This is a genomic window from Flavobacterium sp. ZB4P23, from assembly GCF_003970375.1.
In the GTDB taxonomy this organism is placed as follows: Bacteria; Bacteroidota; Bacteroidia; order Flavobacteriales; family Flavobacteriaceae; genus Flavobacterium.
Map to the genome: position 1 here is coordinate 24,476 of NZ_RYDK01000006.1, position 25,291 is coordinate 49,766.

Annotated in this window: 17 protein-coding genes and 2 pseudogenes; 15 read left to right on the forward strand and 4 right to left on the reverse strand. The window is 36.8% G+C overall.

Annotated features, from left to right (window positions below; genetic code table 11):
* The first annotated feature begins 191 nt into the window (after positions 1-191).
* The 3 genes from polA to EKL99_RS10645 all read left to right on the forward strand — a co-directional run bounded on the left by polA (position 192) and on the right by EKL99_RS10645 (position 4,691).
* A complete protein-coding gene (polA, locus tag EKL99_RS10635) occupies positions 192-3,032 on the forward strand; it encodes a DNA polymerase I (protein WP_126576924.1) in 2,841 nt (946 codons plus the stop codon).
* Positions 3,033-3,336: 304 nt separating this feature from the next.
* Positions 3,337-4,245 (forward strand): pseudouridine synthase, encoded by a 909-nt coding sequence (locus EKL99_RS10640; RefSeq protein ID WP_126458390.1) that lies wholly within the window; start codon positions 3,337-3,339, stop codon positions 4,243-4,245.
* A gap of 65 nt (positions 4,246-4,310) precedes the next feature.
* The gene (locus EKL99_RS10645; protein ID WP_231507426.1) at positions 4,311-4,691 is read left to right on the forward strand and encodes a nuclear transport factor 2 family protein; all 381 of its coding nucleotides are present in this window, start codon (positions 4,311-4,313) and stop codon (positions 4,689-4,691) included.
* A gap of 78 nt (positions 4,692-4,769) precedes the next feature.
* Here the strand turns inward: EKL99_RS10645 and EKL99_RS10650 are convergent, their stop codons facing one another.
* Positions 4,770-6,917: a M3 family metallopeptidase gene (locus EKL99_RS10650; RefSeq protein WP_126576925.1), complete on the reverse strand. Its 2,148-nt coding sequence runs from the start codon at positions 6,915-6,917 to the stop codon at positions 4,770-4,772.
* A 179-nt stretch (positions 6,918-7,096) separates the two neighbouring features.
* Here EKL99_RS10650 and EKL99_RS10655 point away from each other — a divergent pair, with 179 nt between their 5' ends.
* Positions 7,097-8,863 carry a DUF885 family protein gene (locus EKL99_RS10655; RefSeq protein WP_126576926.1) on the forward strand — a complete coding sequence of 589 codons (1,767 nt, stop codon included), beginning with the start codon at positions 7,097-7,099 and terminating at the stop codon, positions 8,861-8,863.
* A gap of 465 nt (positions 8,864-9,328) precedes the next feature.
* On the opposite strand, the gene moaCB is transcribed toward EKL99_RS10655, so the two are convergent.
* From moaCB to EKL99_RS14795, 3 genes are all read right to left on the reverse strand, one after another.
* On the reverse strand, positions 9,329-10,243 hold the full coding sequence (gene moaCB / locus EKL99_RS10665; RefSeq protein ID WP_126576927.1) for a bifunctional molybdenum cofactor biosynthesis protein MoaC/MoaB: 915 nt from the start codon (positions 10,241-10,243) through the stop codon (positions 9,329-9,331).
* A 189-nt stretch (positions 10,244-10,432) separates the two neighbouring features.
* Complete coding sequence (cobA, locus tag EKL99_RS10670; RefSeq protein ID WP_126576928.1) at positions 10,433-11,260, reverse strand: uroporphyrinogen-III C-methyltransferase; 828 nt, start codon at positions 11,258-11,260, stop codon at positions 10,433-10,435.
* The gene (locus EKL99_RS14795; RefSeq protein ID WP_255416412.1) at positions 11,257-11,388 is read right to left on the reverse strand and encodes a hypothetical protein; all 132 of its coding nucleotides are present in this window, start codon (positions 11,386-11,388) and stop codon (positions 11,257-11,259) included. Before EKL99_RS14795 ends, cobA begins: the two co-directional genes overlap by 4 nt.
* A gap of 885 nt (positions 11,389-12,273) precedes the next feature.
* On the opposite strand from EKL99_RS14795, the gene EKL99_RS10675 reads away from it, so the two are divergent.
* From EKL99_RS10675 to acs, 11 genes and pseudogenes are all read left to right on the forward strand, one after another.
* Positions 12,274-13,512: a hypothetical protein gene (locus tag EKL99_RS10675; protein WP_126576929.1), complete on the forward strand. Its 1,239-nt coding sequence runs from the start codon at positions 12,274-12,276 to the stop codon at positions 13,510-13,512.
* A gap of 23 nt (positions 13,513-13,535) precedes the next feature.
* A pseudogene (locus tag EKL99_RS10680) lies at positions 13,536-13,712 on the forward strand (sodium/substrate symporter small subunit); the annotation flags it as partial.
* 169 nt (positions 13,713-13,881) lie between these two features.
* Positions 13,882-14,085 (forward strand): annotated as a pseudogene (locus tag EKL99_RS14540) (hypothetical protein); the annotation flags it as partial.
* A 255-nt stretch (positions 14,086-14,340) separates the two neighbouring features.
* Positions 14,341-14,760: a helix-turn-helix domain-containing protein gene (locus tag EKL99_RS10690; protein WP_126453860.1), complete on the forward strand. Its 420-nt coding sequence runs from the start codon at positions 14,341-14,343 to the stop codon at positions 14,758-14,760.
* 102 nt (positions 14,761-14,862) lie between these two features.
* Complete coding sequence (locus EKL99_RS10695; RefSeq protein WP_126458373.1) at positions 14,863-16,242, forward strand: porin; 1,380 nt, start codon at positions 14,863-14,865, stop codon at positions 16,240-16,242.
* 22 nt (positions 16,243-16,264) lie between these two features.
* Complete coding sequence (locus EKL99_RS10700; protein ID WP_126458370.1) at positions 16,265-17,800, forward strand: MFS transporter; 1,536 nt, start codon at positions 16,265-16,267, stop codon at positions 17,798-17,800.
* An 11-nt stretch (positions 17,801-17,811) separates the two neighbouring features.
* Positions 17,812-18,039: a DUF6814 family protein gene (locus EKL99_RS10705; protein WP_126453866.1), complete on the forward strand. Its 228-nt coding sequence runs from the start codon at positions 17,812-17,814 to the stop codon at positions 18,037-18,039.
* 249 nt (positions 18,040-18,288) lie between these two features.
* Positions 18,289-20,994, forward strand: a complete 2,706-nt coding sequence (locus EKL99_RS10715; RefSeq protein ID WP_126576930.1) for an ATP-binding protein — start codon at positions 18,289-18,291, stop codon at positions 20,992-20,994.
* 2 nt (positions 20,995-20,996) lie between these two features.
* Positions 20,997-21,359, forward strand: a complete 363-nt coding sequence (locus tag EKL99_RS10720) for a response regulator transcription factor (protein WP_126453872.1) — start codon at positions 20,997-20,999, stop codon at positions 21,357-21,359.
* A gap of 17 nt (positions 21,360-21,376) precedes the next feature.
* A complete protein-coding gene (locus EKL99_RS10725) occupies positions 21,377-23,275 on the forward strand; it encodes an AMP-binding protein (protein ID WP_126458365.1) in 1,899 nt (632 codons plus the stop codon).
* Between the two features lie 15 nt (positions 23,276-23,290).
* Complete coding sequence (gene acs, locus EKL99_RS10730; protein ID WP_126458363.1) at positions 23,291-25,198, forward strand: acetate--CoA ligase; 1,908 nt, start codon at positions 23,291-23,293, stop codon at positions 25,196-25,198.
* Positions 25,199-25,291 lie beyond the last annotated feature (93 nt).

Consider the following 25,291-nt stretch of genomic DNA (forward strand, 5'->3'; position numbering starts at 1 on the left):
AAAACCGTTATCGTACAAATTATTCGTACTTTATTTAATAAACAAGTTTAACAAATATAAAATCGCTGCACCTAAGCCCCTGTTTCTCCTATTTTATTTTAAAAAACATAGTGAAATTGATTTGAAGAAATATTTCATGCCTTTATCTGACAAGTTTTGTACTTTTGAAAACTTTACAAAAATCACAATTCATGTCACAACAAAAACGCCTGTTTCTTCTTGATGCCTATGCCTTAATCTTCAGAGGCTATTATGCTTTTATAAAAAATCCACGGATCAATTCTAAAGGAATGGATACATCCGCCATTATGGGTTTTATGAATTCATTGATGGATGTTATAAAAAGAGAAAAACCAGATCATTTAGCCGTTGCTTTTGACAATGGTGGCAGCCAGTTGAGAAATGACATCTTCCCGGAATACAAAGCCCATCGTGATGCTACTCCGGAAGCCATAAAAATTGCTATTCCTTATATCCAAGATTTACTGAAAGCCATGCATATTCCTATAATAGAAGTCAAAGGCTATGAGGCTGATGACCTAATTGGGACCATTGCCAAACAAGCCGAAAAACAAAATTATAAAGTTTTTATGGTCACCCCGGATAAGGATTTTGCACAACTTGTTTCTGAAAACATATTTATGTACAAACCTGCCCGAATGGGGAATGGAATAGAGATCTGGGGAATTCCTGAGGTTTTGGCAAAATTTGAAATTGAACGTCCGGATCAGGTAATCGATTTCCTTGGAATGATGGGTGATGCAGCGGATAATATTCCAGGACTTCCCGGAGTAGGCGAAGTCACTGCAAAGAAGTTTCTAAAAGAATTTGGAACCATGGAAAATCTTTTAGCTAATACGGATAAGCTGAAAGGAAAAATGAAAGAGAACATTGAGGCGAACAAGGAAAAAGGATTATTATCTAAAACCTTAGCCACAATTTTACTGGATTGTCCCGTTATTTTTGATGAAACGGACTATGAATTATCCACTCCTGATGTCGAAAAAACAGACGCACTGTTCAACGAGTTAGAATTCCGCCGAATGGCAGAGCAGTTTGACGCTATATTCAAAAAAGGAGCGACTGCGACAGCCAATAACCCGGTTGATGAAACTAAATTATATAAAAAAACACAACCTAAAACTGAAGAACAGTTTGATCTTTTTGGAAGTGCCATTCAGGAAGATTCATCAGAAGAAACACGCCATCAATATTATAGTTCATTAGCAAATACAGAACATTCGTATCAGATAATCCAAGGGGATTTAGGGCTGAAGTTGCTGTTGCAAAATTTACAAAAACAAGCTTCAGTATGTTTTGACACCGAAACAACTGGTCTAGATGCTTTGCATGCCGAATTAGTGGGGATTTCGTTTTCTTTCGAAAAAGGAAAAGGATTCTATGTTCCTTTTCCGGAAAATCAAGAGGAAGCACAAGTTTTAATCGAGAAATTCATTCCTTTTTTCGAAAATGAAAACATCGAGAAAATTGGTCAGAATTTAAAATACGATTTAAAGATACTCTCTAATTACAAGGTTACCGTAAAAGGAAAACTATTCGATACCATGATTGCACATTATCTAATCAATCCGGATATGCGTCATAATATGGATATTTTGGCAGAAACATATTTAAAATATTCCCCGCAATCTATTGAAACTTTAATTGGAAAAAAAGGGAAAAACCAGAAATCAATGCGCGACGTTGAACTGGAAGAAATCAAAGAATATGCGGTTGAAGACGCTGATGTAACTTTGCAACTCAAGGAAATATTCACTTTAGAATTAGACAAAACCGGCACCAAAAAACTTTTTGAGGAAATCGAAATTCCATTGGTACCTGTTTTGGCCGCTATGGAAAAAGAAGGAATCCGCGTAGATGTCGATTTCTTGAAATCCCTGTCGAAAACCTTGGATGATGATATAAAGATACTGGAAGCAAATATTTATGAAACTGCCGGTGAAAAATTCAATCTCGCTTCCCCAAAACAACTGGGCGATGTATTATTTGACAAATTGAAAATTGGAGGAGCCAAACAAAAGAAAACCAAAACCGGTCAATACGCAACCGGAGAGGAAATCTTAAGCTATTTAGCCGCTGAAAACCCAATTGTAAAAGACATTCTGGATTGGCGACAATTGATAAAGCTGCAAAACACGTATGTTGATGCTTTACCCAACCAAGTTGACAAAATCACGAACCGCATACACACCGATTATATGCAAACCGTTGCGGCAACAGGACGATTGAGTTCGAATAATCCCAACTTACAAAACATCCCGATTCGAACCGAACGTGGCCGACAAATCCGGAAAGCATTTGTGGCACGAGATGAAAATTACACATTGGTTTCTGCAGATTATTCCCAAATAGAATTGCGGGTAATTGCTGCATTAAGCGGTGAAGAAAACATGATCAAAGCCTTTCAGAATCACGAAGACATTCACAAATCTACTGCTTCAAAAGTCTTTAATGTTCCGCTGGAAGAAGTGACTCGCGAGCAACGAAGTCATGCCAAAACGGTCAATTTCGGAATTATATATGGTGTTTCGGCTTTTGGATTGAGCAATCAAACTAACTTATCTCGTAAAGAGAGTGCTGATTTGATTGAAGCGTATTACCAAACCTATCCAAGATTAAAGTCTTATATTCAGGAACAAATAGATTTTGCAAGAGAGAACGGCTATGTGCAAACCATCCTGGGCCGTCGTCGTTATTTGAAAGATATTAATTCTCAAAACGCCATTGTTCGAGGTGGCGCAGAACGAAATGCGGTAAACGCACCAATTCAAGGCAGTGCTGCTGATATCATCAAAATTGCAATGATTAATATTCACGGAAAACTAACCTCTGAAAATTGGAAAAGTAAAATGTTGCTACAGGTTCATGATGAGCTTGTGTTTGATGTGCATAATGATGAACTCGAAAAAATCAAACCGATGATAAAATATGAAATGGAACATGCTTTCAAGTTAAATGTTCCACTAGAAGTAGATCTTGGTACTGGCAAAGACTGGCTGGAAGCGCATTAATAACTGCTTGAAATATCCCAGAAAGATTGCATCTAATAGTACAATTAGCGCTTTATTGCGGCAGTATTTCACTATTTCATTCCTGATAAAACGAACAAAAACAACTTATGAAAATAGCAAGATGACTAGATTTTTTTTGTTTTAAAAAGAAAAGGGGGAACAGTAGAAATCGAGAGCCAGCTCTAAAAAGCGAATTTAATTTTTTTTTAATTCGCTTATTAACAAGCCAGTTACCTTTTTTATAATTGCCATCTATTGATTCTCAATTATATAAATACTATCTTTGCGCAAATTAAGGAATATTATGAATAATAAGCAAGGCAACAATAAAGGAAGTGGTGCTAGAACAAATAGTTCAAGACCAAGTTCTAACAAGCCAAAACCTGCGATGCAAAAACGGGCACAAGGGCCAAAAAAAGTTAAAATAAATACTAAAGTTGTAGCTGTCGATACGGATAAAGTAGAAAAAAAACCAAATCAAGCTCCTAAAAGACCAAAGGTAAAAGACGAAATCCGTTTGAATAAATACATCGCCAATTCTGGGGCATGCTCGCGTCGTGATGCGGATATTTACATTCAATCCGGAACTGTAAAAGTAAATGGAATTCCCGTTATCGAAATGGGATATATGGTAAAACCGGGAGACGTAGTAAATTTTGACGGAGCCACTTTGACACCGGAGAAAAAAGTATACATCTTATTGAACAAACCAAAAAACTTTACTACTGCGATGGACGAAGGTCAGGAATATCGTAATGTACTGGAACTAGTAAAAGGCTCTACAACAGCAAAAATTGGCGCTATTGGGAGAATGGACAAGAATACAACTGGTTTACTATTGTTTACGAATGATACGGATATGATTCGTAAATTTACGTTACCAAGTCAAAAATCATCTAAAATCTACCAAGTTTCATTAGATAAAAACTTGAAATTTGAGGATTTAGAAAAAATAAACAAAGGACTGACTCTTGACGGACACCGTGTTTTTGTGGAAGATGTAAGCTACATTGACGGAGAAGCGAAAAGTGAAATTGGATTACAGTTGAGATCCGCTAACGTGAAAGTGGTTCGTAATATTTTTGAACATTTCAGTTATGATGTGTTGCGTATTGACAGAGTTGCTTTTGCTGGTTTGACTAAAAAGAATTTACCAAGAGGAAACTGGAGATTGCTTACTGAACAAGAAATTATCAATTTGAAGAACGTTTAATATTTCTTTGAAATTATAAAATTAAATCCCTTTTGCGTAGCAAAACGGGATTTTTTTAATTAAAAATGCAAATTAAAATTAGTATGATGCCAGAAAAATTACAATCTATAGCTTTTAAATGGTTTGAAACTTTCAACAATAAAGAATTAGAAAAACTATTGTCTTTGTATGATGACGATGCTGTGCATTTTAGTCCAAAACTAAAAATATTCAAACCCGAAAGCAACGGTTTTGTCACCGGCAAAGAAGCCTTGCGAGAATGGTGGAAAGATACTTTTGAACGTTTGCCGAGTTTGAATTACAATGTAAAATCGCTTACCGCAAATGGTGACCGCGTTTTTATGGAATACATACGAACGGTAGCCGGTGAAGAAGATTTACTGGTAGCAGAAGTATTAGATATCAGAGAAGGTAAAATAATTGCTTCCAGAGTGTATCACGGATAAGCCTTTTTTGAAGGACAATAAAAAACCCTACAACACATTATTTGTATTGTAGGGTTTTTGCTTTAGAACAAAATTATTTTATCCTTTTATCTTTTTAAATACTTCTTCTTTTTTGTCCAAACCACGTTTTCTCAACAGCGGTTCAATACTTGGCTCCGCACCGCGGAAACGTTTGTACAAAACCATCGGATCTTCTGTCCCTCCTTTTTCCAAAACATTCTCACGGAATAATTTGGCTTTTTCAGGATTGAACAAAGTAGTTGTTTTGAACGCTTCAAAAGCATCCGTATCTAAAACTCCTGACCATATATAACTGTAATATCCGGAAGAATATCCTCCAGAAAATATATGACTGAAATACGTACTTCGGTATCTTGGAATAATAGATGGAATCAAACCAATTTTTGTCATTGCTGCTTTTTCGAAAGCGTTTGCATCAACGGTAATGTCTTTGGTTTGAGAATGGTATTCTAAATCCAATAAAGAAGCTGCTAGATATTCTGTTGTAGTAAAACCTTGGTCAAAAGTCCCTGCTTTTTTTAATTTATTCACCAATGTTTCTGGAATCACTTCCCCAGTTTTATAATGCTTTGCATACATTTTTAAGACCTCTGGTTCAGCTGCCCAATTCTCCATAATTTGAGAAGGAAGTTCTACAAAATCTCTTGGAACACTTGTTCCTGCTAAACTTTTATAGGTAACATTAGACAGCATTCCGTGTAAAGAATGTCCAAACTCGTGAAAGAAAGTCGTAACCTCATCAAATGTCAAAAGTGCTGGGGCATTCGCTGATGGTTTAGTAAAATTACAAACAATAGAAACTACTGGAGCCACGCGTTTTCCGTCAACCGTTTTTTGAGTTCTGTACGAGGTCATCCATGCACCGCCTCGTTTGGATTCACGCGGATGAAAGTCCATGTATAAAACACCCAAATGGGTTCCGTCTTTCTCAGTCACTTCCCAAACGGTAACATCTTCATGGTATTTTGGAACATCCGTCAATACTTTAAACTGAAGCCCGTAAAGCTTTTCGGTTACTTGAAAAACGCCTTTTCTAACATTTTCTAAACTGAAATACGGCTTTAATTCTTCTTCGTCTAAATCAAAACGTTCTTTTCTAATTTTCTCCGTGTAATACCTCCAGTCATACGGCTGTACGGCACCTTTAATTCCTTCTTTAGCCATCATTTTCTGAATATCGGCAGCTTCCGTTTTAGCAATTTCCAAAGCTGGTTTCCACAAATCATTCAATAGCTTATTCACATTTTCGGGAGTTTTAGCCATTGATTCTTCCAAGACATAATTAGAATGTGATTTATACCCTAATAATCGTGCTTTTTGCCCACGAAGATTTGCTAATGCTATTGCATTCTTTTTATTGTCAAATTCATTATCTTGATTACCTCTAGTCTGGTAGGCATTCCAAATTTGCTTGCGCAATTCTCGATTAGAACTGTATTGCAGAAATGGCATCACACTGGAATTAGAAAGGGTAAAAACCCATTTTCCTTCTTTGCCTTTTGCTTTGGCATCAACAGCAGCAGCATCAATTAATCCTTGTGGCAATCCGGACAAATCTTTTTTGGTATCAACAACCAACTCGTATGAATTAGTCTCCGCCAAAATATTCTGTCCATACTTTAAACTGGTCAGCGAAAGATCTCCGTTTATTTTACGCAATATTTCCTTGTCAGCATTTGATAAATTGGCTCCACTACGAACGAAATCTTTGTACGCATTATCCAAAATTTTAGCCTGTTCTAAATTCAGTCCCAAAGTTTCTTTTTTGTCCCAAAGCGTTTTTACTTTTGCGAATAATTTCTCGTTCAGGTAAATATTATCTCTGTGCGCGGAAAGATTTGGTGCCATTTCTTTGGCAATATTCTGAATCTCTTTATTGGTATTCGCCGAATTCAGATTAGAAAAAACCGTATTCACATTCGATAATAATTCCCCTGCATTTTCCATGGCAAGAATCGTATTCTCAAAAGTAGCGGGTTGCGTATTATTTGCAACAGCATTAACCTCCGCTTGATGGGCACTAATTCCCTCTAAAATCGCGGGCTTAAAATGTTCGTTTTTAATTTTATCGAAAGGCGGCACATTAAACGGCGTGTCGTAAGCCTGAAAAAATGGATTCATACTAGTGTTTTCTTGTTTTTCTTGTGCTTCAATTGTTAGCATATTTCCGATAACTAACAAAATAAAAAAGGATTTTTTTCTCATTTAGGTGTGATTAATTAAAAAAGTAAATTTAGCAGAAATCTACTAAAAACAAACTGTACGATGGCGCGTTAACTAAATTTTATGACAAATAAAGATATTTTTACAAACGAAAAACTATCCTTACATTTGAATTTGAAAAAAAAACAATAAATTAGCTCAATCTATTACCAAATATAATTATGAAAAAAATAACCACTCTTTTACTTTCCGTAACCACTTCATTATTGCTACTTAATTGTAAATCGGAAGAAAAAAAACAAGACTTTAGCAGTCTGACAGAAAATTATTTTGACGACAAAAATGCTATGAATCCTCTGGATGCGACCCAAAGTGGTCAAAACCAATACAACGACCAACTGCAGTTTGAAATGACGGACAGTTTTAGAAAATCACAAGAAGCTTTCTTTGACAAATACCAAACTGCCTTAAAAGGATTTGCTATTGAAGACTTATCCGAAGAGGAAAAAAACAGTTACGAAATCATCAAATGGGAAGTTGAAATCGGGAAAGATTTATTAAAACAACCGACAAATTTGCTGCCGGTACATCAATTTTGGGGAACACATCTAACCATGGGACAATTTGCGGGAGGAACCGGTGCACAACCATTTAAGACAGAACAAGATTACACCAATTTCCTAAAAAGAATGGACAAATATGCTGTCTGGATCGATTCAGCAATGGTGTATATGAAAAAAGGAATGGCAAAAGGGGTTGTTTTACCAAAATCATTAACGGTAAAACTGATTCCACAATTTGCAGAAATGGCTACACCTAAAATCGAAGACAATTTGTTTTATTCTTCTATAATACTCCTGCCTACTACTTTTCCTGACAGAATCAAAAACGAGTTAACCGCAAAATATACCGCAACCATCAACAACAAATTGATTCCGCAATACAAGAAAATGGCCGATTTCCTGAATAAAGAATATCTTCCTGCTTCCAGAGCTACCAGCGGAATAGGAAGTTTGCCTTTTGGAAAAGAGTTATATGCCACGTATGTAAAACAATGGACCACTACTGATATGACTCCCGAACAAATTCACGAACTGGGATTAAAAGAAGTCGCACGATTGAACGCCGAAATGGAAAAGGTAAAAACGCAAGTAGGTTTCAAAGGCACTTTATTAGAATTCTTTGAAGTGGTTAGAAACAAAAAAGAATTAAAACCATTTACAAAACCAGAAGAGGTTATAGCCAATTTTCAAAGCATTTATACCCGAATCAAACCGAATGTAGATAAATTATTCGCACTCCAACCCAAGACGAAGTTTGAAATCAGAAGAACAGAAGCCTTTAGAGAAAAAACGGCTAGCGCCGAGTACAATCAAGGAACTGCTGATGGTTCGAGCCCAGGCATTTTCTATGTTCCGATACCTGATGTAGCGAATTATAATATGTACGGCGATGAAGATTTGTTTTTGCATGAAGCCGTTCCTGGGCACCATTTCCAAATATCCTTGCAGCAGGAAAACGAAAATCTTCCTGACTTCAGAAAATTCAATTGGTTTGGCGCTTATGGTGAGGGTTGGGCTTTGTACACGGAAAGCTTAGGAAAAGAACTGGGATTGTATCAAGATCCGTATCAATACTTTGGAATGCTGGGCAATGAAATGCACCGCGCAGTGCGACTAGTAGTTGACACTGGACTGCACTCCAAAGGCTGGACTAGAGCGCAAGCCATCCAATATTCATTAGCAAATGAGGCCGAAAGTGAAGCTAGTATTATTCCAGAAATAGAGCGGTATATGGCCATCCCTGGACAGGCTTTATCCTATAAAATTGGTCAGTTGAAGATTCTAGAATTACGTAAAAAAGCCGAAACAAAAATGGGTGCTAAATTTGATATTAAAAAATTCCATGAAAAAGTATTGGAATCCGGTGTAATGCCTTTAGCGATATTAGAAAATAAAATTAATGCTTGGATACCTAAATCTAACTAAAATGAAAAAAATAACCGTTAACGTCTTATTCCTGTTCTGCATTGTTTTAAATAGCTATTCTCAAGCATACTTCAATTAACAACCAAAACTAACCTGACAAAACTGCTTCTCAATCAATCTTTAGGCACAAAAAAAGTTATTCTGTTTTATGGATGTAGCTTTTTTTGGCTTTTTTGCCTGCCGTCGTTTGTGGGCACAGAATACAATTCTGCGCTAACGATTGTGGGTATCTGAGCGAACGGGGAACGGGGTTCAACTAATTGAAGTATTTGATTATGGGCACGAGCGGGATGCTCGCGCTAGCTGGCGATTGCTTGAATTTCGTCAGTCGTCATCAGGCTCGCTTTTGGAGGTACTACAATTCCATCATCTGGCATGCACTAGGCACAACGCAAATTGCATTTCTCAATTAGAGAAATACGCAAATAGTTGTGTTTACGTCCAAAATCATCTGTTAAAACAGCCTTATTTGATATCATGATTATTGCCTTTCAAAATATGAAAAACATGCAGCACATGAGGAAATATCGCATCCATAGATTCCTTTGCGCCATTGGTTGAACCTGGCAAAGCCAATACCAACGAATTCCCTAAAGTTCCCGCGACTGTTCTGGAAAGCATGGAATACGGCATGCGTTGTTGCCCATAACTGCGTATGGCTTCCTCAATTCCCAGAATTCGGGTTTCTAATAAAGGCTCCAGTGCTTGCGGGGTGACATCTCTTGGCGAAAGCCCGGTTCCTCCTGTAAAAATGATTAATTGATTTTCTTTGGCAAAAGCTTTAGTCCGCTCCTGAATCACATCAATTTCATCCGGTATGATTTCGTAATGCGTCGTTTCTACACCGCTAATTTCCAATTTTTCAACGATTATTTTTCCGGAACGATCTTGTTTATCTCCCGCAAAAATAGAATCGGAACAAACGAAAACCGCCGCTTTAATTGCGGATGGAAATCTATTTTTGAAAGACGATTTTCCGCCTTCCTTACTGATTAATTTAATGGTTGAAATCTCGATATTTTTGTCAATTGGTTTCAGCATGTCATACATCGTAAGCGCCACAATCGAAGCACCGTGCATCGCCTCTACCTCAACTCCGGTTTTGTAAACCGTTTTCACGTTGAAAATAATATCAATGCGTAATTCGTTAATTTCATATTCCACCGATGTAAATTCAATTGGAATAGGATGACAATCCGGAATGGATAAATGCGTGTTTTTCACGGCAAATAAACCAGCCGTTTTAGCCATTTCCAGTACGTTTCCTTTGGGAACCAGATTATTTATAACGGCGTCAATTGTGGCTTGAAGACTCACAATTACTGTGGCCTTTGCGGTTGCTGTACGAAGCGTACTTATTTTATGTGTGATATCAACCATTTTTTTTTAAATGTTTAAAGTTTCAGGTTAAATCTGATAACGACTAATTATAGAAACTACGAACTACTTTTTAATTATTTTTGTACTTTAAAATGTTTAAGACAATCATTAAAGACAATCGCTATCGACAACGGACTTTATGACTTTCGCCTTTAAGACCTTCGACTCGGTTACTTTATGATATTTATACTACAACCTATTTTTATTCCCCGTAAAAGTACTGTTTTCAACTATTTCTTTATCAGAAACAGGTATATCTTCTACTTTCTTCTCTTGAAAATAAGCCGTTAGTTTTGAAGCATTTCGCACTACTTCTCCAATGACAATAATTGCAGGTGACGAAAGTTGGTGTTCTTGAACCAATTTCACAATAGAATTGATGGTTCCCACCACTTTTTTCTCCGTGTCTTTTGTTCCGTTCTGAATGATGGCAACCGGTAAATCATCGGTTCTGTTGTTTTGATAAATCGAAATAATTTCGTCTAATTTATTCATTCCCATCAAAATAACCACCGTTGCCGCGGATTGCGATGCCAAAGCCACATCTTTAGATAATTTATGATTCGAAGTAGTTCCGGTGATTACCCAAAAACTTTCGGCAATTTTTCGCTGTGTCAAACTGATTCCGTTAGACGCCGGGACACCTAAAGCCGATGAAATTCCGGGAACAATTGCGGTTTCCAAATCAAATTTTTCAGCATATTCAATCTCTTCGCTTCCTCTTCCAAAAACAAATGGATCGCCACCTTTCAACCGGACGACATGACCAAAACGTTTTGCCATCGATACAATCAACTCATTAATTTGATCTTGACTGTAGGCGTGACAACCAACACGTTTCCCCACAAAAATAATTTCGGCATTCGACGCATATTGCAACAATTCCTCATTTACAAGGGAGTCATACAAAACAACAGCGGCACTTTCTAATGCTTTGATCGCTTTCAAAGTAATTAACTCTACATCTCCGGGACCTGCCCCTACGATTGTCAATTTTGGTGTATTGGAATTTTTCATTTTAACTGGGATAAATTGGTATTCAATTCGTTCAACTCGGCAACAGCATTTATATTTTTAAACATCTGTCTTTTTTCATTCGGAATCGGAATCAATTGGCGTTGTACAGTTGCAATAAAGCGCATCATTTTTAACTCCTTTTCATCAATCGCCTTTTATAAAACTGGCACTATTCGTTTCGGATAGATTCCTATCAAAGGATGCATCCGATTTGCCTCTTCAAAAGCAGTTTTTTATTTATGATAAATAAATTAGATTTATACAAAAAGACAAAAATTATATTAAAATCCTAGTCGTTTTATCGTTTTAGTTAAAAAATAAAAATAATTCAAGATACAGTCAATATGTGATTATTAAGCAAAAAATCTATTATATCGTCGTTCATTAAGATAATTAACTGAATATAAAACAGAATAATATAAAAATATATGTTATTTTTTACATAATTCGTTTTTTGGATAATTGCAAATTTACTATAGTTATGCAAAATTTATATACACACGAACCTTTTCTTCTTTAAAAAAAATAGTTACACATAGCTTAAGCTCTGTAAGCAATACAAAAAACAGAAAGATACTAATAAATTTTATTTGAGAAATATTTATAAAACAACCACTGCATTTCCCTTATTACTCTTTTTTAATACAACAAAAGCATTCCTAATTTAAGAAATCGTATTGATTTTAAAACAAGGCAAGAATCGTGTTGTTCCCGCTGAACCAATAGCGGTTAAATTCCTGAAAAAAATATAATTACAAATAAAAATAATTTAAAACATTGATTTTTAGAATTTTGATTGAATACGCTTCGTCAAAAACCAATCCATTTTTGTTCTTGTCAGGCATGTATCAACCACAAACATACTTATCTATTCCGGTGCATTCAGGCTTTAATTTAAATAAAAACTATAGTATTTAACTTATATATATACCATATATTTTTATACTAAATATAAAATTGGACTTTAGCATTGTTGCAAGAATATTTTTTAACGCCTTAAATTCTAATTTATTATGAAAAAAACGTATTTGATAGCTTTCGTATTGCTCTTCTCTTTAAAAGGTTTTTCACAAGGTTCTCCAGATTATGGGGCTGGGATGAAATTCGATTTAAATGACGAAGGAACAAAATATCTAAGGGTGATTTCCTGGGCTCAAATTTGGTCCCAATACAATTCGGATCGCCCTTTAGATGCCAATGGAAACCAACAAGGCGATCTCGATTTTAGCGTTAGGAGATCCAGAGTATTATTGTTAGCACAAATTAATAAAGACTTTCTGATAGTCACTCATGTTGGATTGAATAGTTTAAATGCTAATTCAATGACGCCAACCGGACTTGGTGATGGCCCACAATTTTTTCTTCATGATGCATGGGCACAGTACAGTGTGGGCGCAAATAATGCCGTGGGAGCAGGGCTGCATTATTGGAACGGAATCTCCAGAATGAACAACCAAGGAACTTTGAACTTAATGACCTTAGACAATACGCGTCAAGGCTGGGCTACGCTGGGTTTATCGGATCAATTTGCCAGACATATTGGGGTTTATGCAAAAGGAACCGTTGGAAAGTTACAGTATCGCGTTTCTGTGAATGAAGCCTCAAATAATAATTTAGAACAATTAGTTGTGCCTACTAATGATGGAGCCGCCACCTATACCGGCAGAAGGTTATTGGGTTCAAAAGCTGCCGGAAAAACCTTTGCTGGTTATTTTGAATACAGCCTTTTTGATACCGAAAGTAATGTTTTGCCCTATAAAGTAGGATCCTATTTAGGAACACAAAAAATATTTAATATTGGAGCCGGTTTTTTTTCCCATCCTAATGGTGCAGTCGTAGCGGATGCTTCGGGAAATATAAGTGGTGAAAATGTAAACATTTTTGCTCTGGATGCTTTTTACGATGTCCCAGTTGGCACTAAAGGAGGTGCCATAACCGCTTATGGTATGTTTCAAAAAACAGATTATGGCGAAAATTTTAGATTAGGAACTACATACGAAACCGGCTCTCTAGTTCACGGTCATGTAGGGTATGTTATTCCGGGAGAATCTAAAACCCGTATCCAGCCGTATGTATCTTATGACAATCGTCAAATTGATGTTTTAGATGATTCTGCAAATCAATTTGGAATTGGCGCCAATGCTTATTTCAGCGGCCATAATTCAAAATTAACGTTAGAATTTCAATCTCTGAAATATGCTACGTTCAACACCATCAATACCATTACATTGCAAGCCATGATCTATTTATAAATTAATCTATTAAAAAAAACAGTATGACAACACCAGAAAACGCAAGCGCCTATTGTAAGGAAAATATACGATACCTCTTTATTTTACTAGCGATCTAGCTTATCGCTTCTTTTGGAGCAGGAATACTATTTGCAGAATAATTAAACACCATAAAACTGGGCGGATTTCCACTGGGATTTTGGTTTGCACAGCAAGGATCCGGCTTTTATAGCCACTGCTGAAGCAAAAGGATTCGGCTTTTATAGCCACTGCTGAAGCAAAAGGATTAAAGGGAAGTGAACTAAAAAATGACAATGACATTATGGTATTGGCAAATCCGGAAATTGCCAATTTACCGGATTGGGTTATTGCTTTGGTAGCTGCGGGCGCTTTGGCATTTCTCCAGAAGGTTTTGGTACAATCGCTATGCTAGCCAATTTCATTGTTGCTTTTATTATCAATAGTTTTACACCGGAACCACCGCAGGAAGTTCAGGAAATTGTAGAAAACATCCGAATTCCTTCTGGTGTTGGTGAAGACTCCTCCTTTAGAACCAATTTCAATACCAATAAAAAGCGCTATTCTTCAGATTGAATAGCGCTTTTTATTTACTACCGAAGATATTTTTGTCTAAAAAAAGTCACTACAAAGAGGCAAACCCTATTTAATTTTCAACACCTATTTAATTTCTATTTTCTAAAAACCATTTTATATAAAACTGCATTTATCTACTTATAATTAAAGCATTCCCCAATAAAAACAGATAGTGTGCAAAATAAATCCATTTTTTTTACACAATTCATTTTTAAATTGTTGCTAAATTACTATATTTATGCAAAATTTATATATATGGAGATTTTAAGCTGTCCTAAATGCCAAAACAATCAGATTATAAAAAGCGGCATAATTAACAGTAAACAAAGGTATTTATGCAAAAAATGCAAGTATTTTTTCACGGTTAACAAAATAGGAAAAAAGATTGATGATTACTATGTTACCAAGGCTTTACAGCTGTATCTGGAAGGACTCAGTTTTCGAGAAATAGAGCGTATTCTTGGCGTTTCACATGTTACGATCAGCAATTGGGTAAAGTCCTTTAACATCAAAAAACCTTCGCACGCAAACTACCACCCTACTTATAAGATTTTTAGTCACTTAGAACTGGTAGAATACCTCAAAAACAAACAATTGTTATCCGGGGCAGGCATGATCATTACAGAACTAGGAGACAAATTTATGCTCATAAAATGGGAACGATTCAAGGACTAACTATATATCTTTACATAAAAATATATCAAAATTTTTTTCTAGAATTAAATAACTCAATTTGGCACTTTATTAACCAACCATTTAATAACCAAAATTTTATTTATGAAAAAAATATTTTTTATAGCGGTACTATTATTATTGTCGCTAAAAAGTTTTTCACAAGGCTCTACTGACTATGGCGCTGGATTGAAATTTAACCTGAACGAAGACGGTTCCAAATTCATGCGTGTAATTGCATGGAACCAGATCTGGATGCGTTCCTCTCAGATGAATCCAGGAACAATGATTGGTGGCGAAGCAACTTCAACTGCAACCGACATTGGTAATCGACGTTTGCGTTTTCTAGCTTATGCACAAGTATCCAAAAGATACATGATCTTAACCCATTTTGGAATCAACAACCAAACTTTTATTAACGGTGGTGCAGCAGGATCCTCAGGTACTGGTGGCTACGGTGCTGGAAAAAAACCGGGTTTATTCTTTCATGACGCATGGAATGAATATGCAGTTGTATTGCCAGAAAAAGATAAGAAATTTAGTTTCACCCTCGGTGCTGGATTGCACTACTACATGGGATTGTCTAGACTTACGATGGCTTCAACGCTAAACTTCTTAACCATAGATGCCCCTGTTTTTAACTGGCCTTTAATAGAGAACTCCGATCAGTTTGCCAGACAAGTAGGTTTATTCGCTAAAGGAAAATACGGTAAGTTAGAATATAGAATGAGTTATAATAAACCGTATGCTACAAATTTAACACCTACAAACACCTCGAATGCATCGAATGCCGTAGCTGTAGATAACAGTGGAAATACAAAATGGTCTAAAGCGGGTTATTTTGAGTATCAATTTTTAGATCAAGAAGCTAATGTATTGCCTTTTAAAGTAGGTAGCTATTTAGGAACTAAAAAAGTATTCAACATTGGCGCTGGTTTTTACACTGCGCCTGATGCCACAAAAACTTCTGTAAACAGCACTATCAACAAACATGACATCAAACTTTTCTCTGCCGATGTTTTTCTTGATATGCCTATTGGAAAAAAAGAAAACAAAATGGCCGTTACAGCTTACAGTGTACTATATGATTATGATTTTGGTCCTAATTATTTGCGTAATGTTGGGATTATGAATATTGGCTCAGTAGATCCAAATTTCACAGGGAGTAGAGCTATAGCAGGAGCTGGAAATGCACAGCCAACGATGGGATCTGGAAATATTTGGTACACACAAGCTGGTGTTTTATTGCCATGTAAAGAAGCGAAACCTAAAATTCGTATCCAGCCTTTTGGTGCTGTTACCTATAAAAACTTTGATGCTTTGGAACAATCAAGCACACAGTTTGATGTAGGATCTAACTTTTTCCTAGATGGACACCATGCCAAAATAACGGCACAATATTCAACTAGACCCGTATACACCTCTCTTACAAACCGCTCAGGATCATTAGGAGACTTCATAGTACAACTTCAAATTTATCTATAATCAATTTTAAAAATAACAATACATGAAAGAAAAATCAACAAAAGGAATTTGGAAAGTTATTTCCGCATCCTCAATGGGTACCATGATCGAATGGTATGACTTTTACATCTTTGGAAGTTTAGCAGTTGTAATTTCAACTAAATTTTTCCCTTCGGATAATCCAACAGCTGCTTTCTTATCTACTTTGGCAACATTTGCAGCAGGGTTTGTAGTTAGACCATTTGGAGCCCTTTTCTTTGGAAGATTAGGCGATTTAATTGGCCGAAAATACACCTTCATGGTCACCTTACTTTTGATGGGTGGAGCCACGTTCCTGATTGGTTGTATTCCGAGTTATGAAACCATTGGTTTTATGGCTCCTTTATTAGTATTAATTCTACGTTTGCTTCAAGGTCTTGCTTTGGGTGGTGAATATGGCGGAGCCGCAACATACGTAGCAGAGCATGCCCCTGTAGGACAAAGAGGCTACTGGACTTCGTGGATTCAAACTACTGCAACGGTGGGTTTATTCATCTCTTTGATGGTGATTTTAGCCACTAGAAATATCCTTACGCCAGAGCAATTTGACGAATGGGGATGGAGAGTTCCGTTCTGGGTATCTATCATCATGGTTGGCGTTTCCTATTTAATTAGAAAAAATATGGATGAATCTCCTGTTTTTGCTAAAGCAAAAGCGGAAGGAAAAACCAGTACCAATCCATTGAAAGAGAGTTTTGGAAATCGTTACAATTTGAAATTTGTCTTATTAGCTTTATTTGGAGCTACTATGGGTCAAGGGGTCGTTTGGTACACCGGTCAATTCTATGCCATGAATTTCATGAAAACAGTAATGGCTATTGATTCGTCACAAGTTGACACTTTACTGGGAATTGCATTAATGCTTGGTACTCCGTTTTTCATCCTTTTTGGTTGGTTAAGTGATAAAGTAGGCCGAAAATACATCATGATGGGCGGGATGTTGCTAGCCATCATATTATACCGACCTATTTATAAAAGTATGTACGAAACTACCTCGATAGCCAATAAAACGGAAATGGTAGAAAAAACAACGCTAATCGCGGAGCTGAAAGAGAACAAGAAGCAAACCATGGACTCTATTTACACCACCAATAAAGAGTATGCGGATGGAACTACTTTTCAAGAAATAAAAACCGTACATTTAGAAAACGGAACGGCAGTAATTGTAGATGGCAAAGCAAAAGTAGACACCAAAACAACTATTAAGATCTCCACTGCTGACGAATGGTCGTTAATATTTCTAGTCTTCGTTCAGGTCATATTTGTTACAATGGTATATGGTCCAATTGCGGCTTTCCTTGTAGAGATGTTCCCTGTAAAAATTAGATATACGTCTATGTCGTTACCATACCACGTAGGAAATGGAATTTTTGGAGGACTGCTTCCTGCCATTTCAACCTATTTTGTTATAAATGCAAAAGAAGGCGGGAATCCGGAATTTTACCTCGAAGGACTTTGGTATCCAATTGTTATTGCTGCTATCAGCTTTGTAATTGGAATGGTTTACATTAAAAATAAAGACAAAAACGCTCACATTTAAAAAACACAGCTATGAATCAAATAAAAAGAATTTTAGGATTAGTTTGGATTGCATTAGCAGCTGCTGCAGCCTATTTTTGCATCTTCACTTTCGGATTGCCCAAATTTATGTCCGGTAAACAAGAGGATTTAGTATTCGGGATTATCATCCTATTCATACTCACCCCACTAATTGTTTTAGGATTGGGAGCCTTTGGGTACTTCTCCTTAATGGGAGATTACGATGAAAAAAACGATTAATTAAATGCATTCCTTAAAAACAATCTCTGCATTTTTTTGCAGAGATTGTTTATTTTTTTACAATGAAAAAAAGACATGAACAAAAGCTGGTTATACTCTCAGTGTTAATCTTATTAGCATTGAATATTCCGCTTTTGCTATTATTTGACAGTTCTAAACCTATTTTTGGTTTACCCCTAATTTACCTCTACATTTTTTCGGCATGGCTATTTTCAATCGCTATAACCTACTTAATCATAAAAAGATATTATGAATAGCGTAGGGGTTTTACTGATTTTAGCGCTTTATGTCTCCATTTTATTTTACATAGCGCATTGGTCTGAAAAAAGAAGACATTCTAAATGGACTAACAATCCGTATGTCTATTCTTTTTCATTGGCAGTATATTGTACTGCTTGGACCTATTATGGCAGTATAGGAGTCGCAGCAGAAACAGGACTAGCCTATTTACCTATTTATTTAGGCCCTATTATTATTATACCAACGTGGATGATCATCCTAAAGAGAATTATCCGAATTTCGAGAGTAAATAAAATCTCCAGTATAGCAGATTTTATTTCTTTACGATACGGAAACAGTAGATTTCTTGGAGCATTAGTCACCATGGTTTGTGTTATTGGGATACTTCCTTATATTTCACTACAACTAAAATCAATTTCAGATACCTTTCATATTGTCAGCAAAACACAATCAAGCGACAACATCTTTACGGATACAACTACATATGTGTGTCTTGCTTTGGCATTATTTGCCTCTTATTATGGAACACGCTACGTGGATGCTTCCGAAAAAAGACGTGGTATTGTAACTGCCGTAGCCATGGAATCAATCCTAAAATTAGTTTTCTTTTTAATGATTGGCATTTACGTAACCTTCTTTGTTTTTGATGGGTTTGATGATATTTATCAAAAAGCGAGTGTCCTTGAAAATTTTGACAAAAAAAACACCATTGGCGGGATTACAAACGGAATCAACTGGTTTTTCCTTTGTGTGTTGTCTATGTTTGCCATTTTTCTATTGCCAAGACAGTTTCATACTGCCATCGTAGAAAACAATAAAGAAAGCCACATTCGAACAGCCATTTGGCTTTTCCCACTGTATTTGTTACTTTTTAATCTTTTTGTATTCCCAATTGCTTGGGGAGGAAACATCTTATTTGAGGGGCAAGGACTCAATTCCGATACCTATTCATTGTTAATCCCACAATATTTCAACAACAACACCGTAATGGTTTTAGTCTTTCTGGGCGGATTTTCGGCAGCGATCTCAATGATAATCGTTTCCTCAATTGCGCTCGCCACTATGCTTAGTAACAACCTATTAATCCCTTATGGCTTTATAGGTTCACTCGAGAATGATTCCCAGAAAAAAAACAACAAACGCATCTTGATCAGTCGGAAAATAGGCATTTTTTCCCTCATTATCCTGGCGTATGCTATCTATCGAATTTTTATTCTGGACTACTCTTTGGTTTCCATAGGACTTGTTGCCTTTGTAGTAATCGCGCAATTGGCTCCTTCTTTTTTTGGTGCCATATTCTGGAAAAGAGGATCAAAAAATGGTGCTATAACAGGGATTTTACTTGGATTTATAACCTGTTTTTATACCCTTCTAGTTCCTTACGCCATTGGGATAACCGAATCAACAAGCTTATTCATTCAAGAAGGCCCTTGGGGAATTGAACTTCTAAAACCATTTCAGCTTTTCGGATTGGATTATTTAGAACCTATACCACATGCCGTTTTTTGGAGTTTATTAATCAATTTGATGAGTTATCTGGCCATTTCCGTTAGTTTTAAAGGGAATTACAGGGAACGCAATTATGCCGAAATGTTTGTAGACATCGACAAATACATTACCAATCATGAAAATGCTTTTATTTGGAAAGGAACGGCCTATATCTCCGACATTCAAAAAGTATTGCAGCGATTTCTAGGGGAAGAAAGAACAAAACGTGCACTGACCATTTTCAATTTGAAATACAACATAGACAAAGACATCACCACCGCCGATGCCCGATTTATAAAATTTGCTGAGAATTTATTGACGGGACACATTGGTACGGCTTCCGCCAAAATATTAATATCAAGCGTGGTCAAAGAAGATAAAATCAGTCTGCCAGAAGTGTTGCGAATTTTAGAAGAATCCAAAGAAAACATCATCATCAACAAAAAGCTGACAGACACCTCAAATGAATTAAAAAAAATATCCGAACAACTCAAAAATGCCAATTTGGAATTAATAAACAAAGACATTCAAAAAGATGAATTTCTTGACACTGTTACCCACGAATTGAGAACGCCAATAACCGCAATTCGTGCGGCAAGCGAAATCCTTCATGATGATGACGACATTCCGGAGGAGTTGAGAAAACAGTTTTTGCAAAATATCATTTCTGAGTCCGATCGTTTGAATCGTTTAATTGATAAAATTCTGGATTTAGAAAAATTTGAAACCGGAAAACAAAAAATTTACCTCTCTAAAAACAACATTTCAAAAACAATCAAAAAAACATTGAATTCCCTCCAGCAACTCCTAAAAAACAAAAACATAAATGTTGAATTTCAGGAGGAATCAAGAGAGATCAAAGCCTTTTATGACGAGGAACGAATCATTCAGGTGATTCACAATTTAGTATCCAATGCGATAAAATTCTGCGCTGAGACAAACGGGAAAATAGTGATTTCCATTCATGAAAACAAAGACAATATTGAAGTCAAAATACACAACAACGGCAAGGCAATTAAGAAAGAAGATTTTCAAGCTATTTTTGATAAATTTTACCAATCTCGAAACCAAAACGTAAAAAAACCAATAGGAAGCGGCTTGGGTTTAGCCATTTGCAAACAAATAATAGAACATCACAAAGGTAGAATTTGGGCCGAAGACGATACCGCTGAAGGCGCCACATTCGTATTTACATTACCCAATTATAATACAACAGAAAATAATTAAAAATGAAAAAAATTTTAATTGTAGATGACGAACCAAATATTGTAATGTCATTAGAGTACACTTTCAAAAAGAACAATTTTGAAGTTTTCATTGCGCGCGACGGTCAGGAAGCATTGGATATTTTAAAAAATAAACTTCCGGATGTCATTATTCTTGATGTCATGATGCCTATGGTGGACGGGTATGCCACATTAGAGCAAATAAAAAAAGACGAACGGTTGCAGCATTGCAAAGTCATTTTCCTTTCGGCAAAAAACAAGGAAAAGGACATTGAAAAAGGCCTTTCATTAGGCGCTAATTTATATGTAGTCAAGCCTTTTTCAATCAAAAAGTTAGTCGACCAAGTTCATGAATTAATTCAATAAGAAACAAATTCAACACAATGACATACAAGGAAATTTATGAGGAAAGCATTGAGCAGCCAGAAAAATTCTGGGCTGAACAAGCTGATGCAATTGAGTGGTACAACAAACCGGAGACAATTTTGTCAAAAGACGAAAATGGCTATCCGCTTTGGTACAAAGATGGCGAATTGAACATTTGTTACCTGGCGTTAGACAAACACATTCAGGATGGCTGTGGGGACCAGGTCGCTTTTATTTATGACTCTCCGGTAACACAAACCGTAAAAAAATACACTTTTTCGGAAGTAAAAACCGAAGTTGCAAAACTCGCAGGAGGCATGCAATCACTGGGATTAAAAAAAGGCGACACCGCAATAATTTACATGCCCATGATTCCACAAACAGCTTTTGCCATGTTGGCTTGCGCAAGAATTGGCGTAATCCATTCCGTTGTTTTTGGAGGTTTTGCACCACATGAATTGGCCATCAGAATCGATGATTGCAAACCCCGGGCCATTATTACCGCTTCTTCGGGAATTGAAGTGGATCGTTTGATTGCGTACAAACCTTTGGTCGATCAAGCTATTGAACTCGCTTCACACCGACCAAAAAAAGTAATCGTTTTCAACAGAAAATTAGGCGCCCGAATTCCGTTTAAGAAATATGACGTAGATTATGATGCCTTGGTTTATGGTTCAGAAGAAACTCCTTGTGTTCCTGTAAATTCAAATCATCCGCTTTATATTTTGTATACTTCGGGAACGACGGGAAAGCCAAAAGGAATTGTAAGAGATACTGGTGGATATGCTGTGGCATTGAAATTTTCTATGAAATACATCTATAATGTCAAAGAAGGCGAGACTTTTTGGGCCGCATCAGATATGGGTTGGGCAGTAGGTCATAGCTACATCCTTTACGCTCCGTTATTAAATCGAAATACTACCATAATTTTTGAAGGCAAACCGATTAAAACTCCCGATGCGAGTACGTTTTGGAGAATAATTTCAGAGCATAAAGTGGGCACTATGTTTACGGCTCCTACCGCCATTAGAGCTATCAAAAAAGAAGATCCTGATGGAACATTCATCAAACAATATGATTTAAGTTGTCTCAAAAATCAATTTTTGGCGGGCGAACGTTGTGATAATGCCACTTTAGAATGGTATCAACAACACATTCCTATTCCTGTAATTGACCATTGGTGGCAAACAGAATCAGGCTGGCCAATGATTGCCAATTCTCTCGGCATTGAAAAAATGCCAGTGAAATTCGGTTCTGCCACAAAAGCAGTTTGCGGATATGATATTCGGATTTTCAATGAAAACGGTGACGAATTAAGCGCCAATGAAGAAGGCTTGGTTGTCATAAAATTACCTTTGCCTCCGGGAAATATGTTGGGTATCTGGGAAAACGAAGCCCGTTTTAAAGCCAGTTATTTCAGCAAATTTGATGGCTATTATCTATCTGGTGATGGTGGTTATAAAGATGAGGACGGTTATATTTTCATCACCGGAAGAACGGATGATGTTATCAATGTAGCAGGACACCGCTTATCTACAGCTGAAATGGAAGAAGTTGTTGCTTCCCACCGATTCGTTGCAGAGTGTGCGGTCATTGGAATTCAAGATGATTTGAAAGGACAAATTCCGTTGGCATTGGTCGTAACGAAATTAGATATTGCAATAGAGCATTATCAATTGGAGCAAGAAATTATTAAATTGATTCGCCAGCAAATTGGAGCGGTCACTTCTTTACGAAATGTAGTTATTGTAACGCGCTTACCAAAAACGCGCTCGGGAAAAACCCTTCGAAAACTACTGCGCAGCATTGCAGATGGTGCCGAATTCCAAATTCCGTCGACCATTGATGACGAATCGATTGTGGAAGAAATTATCACCGCATTAAAAAAGTATAAAATAGGAATTAACAACATATAAAATTTATCAATAATCATGAGTTACTATAAAATTAATAATCTAGAAGAGTACTTTAAACATTACAAAAAATCAATTCGTGAACCGGGAAAATTCTGGGACAAAGTGGCCTCAGAGAATTTTACTTGGTACCAGCAATGGGATAAAGTAGTTGATTTCAATATGGCTGACGCCGAAATAAAATGGTTTACCAATGCCAAAGTAAACATTGTAAAAAACTGTATCGACAGGCATCTTGCTAAAAAAGGAGATAAAACAGCTATCATTTTTGAACCGAATGACCCAAATGAAGAGGCATTGCATATTTCATATAATGAGTTATACGAGCGTGTTTGCAAAATGGCGAATGTCTTAAAGGAGCAAGGCATACAAAAAGGAGATCGGGTTTGTATTTATTTACCAATGATTCCTGAATTAGCGATTACCACTCTGGCCTGCGCCAGAATTGGAGCAATCCATTCGGTTGTTTTTGCAGGATTTTCCGCCTCGGCAGTTGCCGCAAGAATCAATGACAGCGAATGTAAAATGGTCATCACTTCAGATGGTGGGTATCGCGGGAATAAAACCATCGATTTAAAAAGTATCGTTGACGAAGCCTTATTGAATTGCCCTTGTGTAGAGAACGTTTTAGTAGCTAAAAGAATCAACTCCACTATCCACATGAAAGAAGGTCGTGACCAATGGCTGCAACCACTTTTAGACCAAGCTTCGAATAACAATGTGGCTGAAATCATGGATGCCGAAGATCCTTTGTTCATCCTTTATACTTCCGGTTCAACAGGTAAACCAAAAGGAATGGTTCACACTACAGCCGGTTATATGGTGTATTCCGCATATACGTTCAAGAACGTTTTTAATTATGAAGACAATGATATTTTCTGGTGTACCGCTGATATTGGTTGGATTACCGGACATTCCTATATTCTTTACGGCCCGTTATTGAACGGAGCTACGACCGTAATTTTCGAAGGCGTTCCGTCTTATCCTGATTTCAGTCGCTTTTGGCAAACCATCGAAAAACACAAAGTTACCCAGTTTTACACGGCGCCAACAGCGATTAGAGCTTTGGCAAAAGAAAGCATCGAATACGTGCAACGCTACCAGTTGACCTCTTTGAAAGTAATTGGATCTGTAGGAGAACCCATCAATGAGGAAGCATGGCACTGGTACAACAACCACGTAGGCGATAAAAAATGTCCTGTGGTAGATACGTGGTGGCAAACGGAAACCGGAGGAATTATGATCTCACCAATTGCCTTTGTAACCCCGACAAAACCTACTTATGCTTCATTACCTTTACCGGGAATCCAACCCGTTTTGATGGATGAAAAACGAAATGAAATAGAAGGGAATCAGGTTACCGGAAGTTTGTGTATTAAATTTCCTTGGCCAGGAATTGCAAGAACAATTTGGGGCGATCATCAACGGTATAAAGAAACCTATTTTTCTACCTTTCCAGGTAAATATTTCACTGGCGACGGCGCTTTGCGTGACGAGGTTGGGTATTACAGAATCACTGGACGTGTAGATGATGTAGTAATTGTTTCCGGACACAATCTGGGGACTGCCCCTATTGAAGATGCCATCAATGAACATCCTGCTGTTGCGGAATCAGCCATTGTAGGTTTCCCGCATGATATCAAAGGAAATGCGTTGTATGGTTTTGTAATTCTAAAAGAAACCGGAGAATATCGCGACAGAGAAAACCTGAGTAAAGAAATCAACCAACACATATCCGATCACATAGGACCCATTGCCAAATTAGACAAAATCCAGTTTGTTTCCGGTTTGCCAAAAACCCGTTCCGGAAAAATCATGCGCAGAATTTTGCGTAAGATTGCCGAAGGGGATTATTCTAATTTTGGCGATACCTCAACCTTGTTAAATCCTGAAATTGTGGAGGAAATCAAAGACGGTAAAATTTAATATTTAGTTGTAATTGTAGTTAAAAACTGCTTCATTTATGGAGCAGTTTTTTTATACAAAAAAGGCTGCCTTTTTATGGACAGCCTTTTCAAT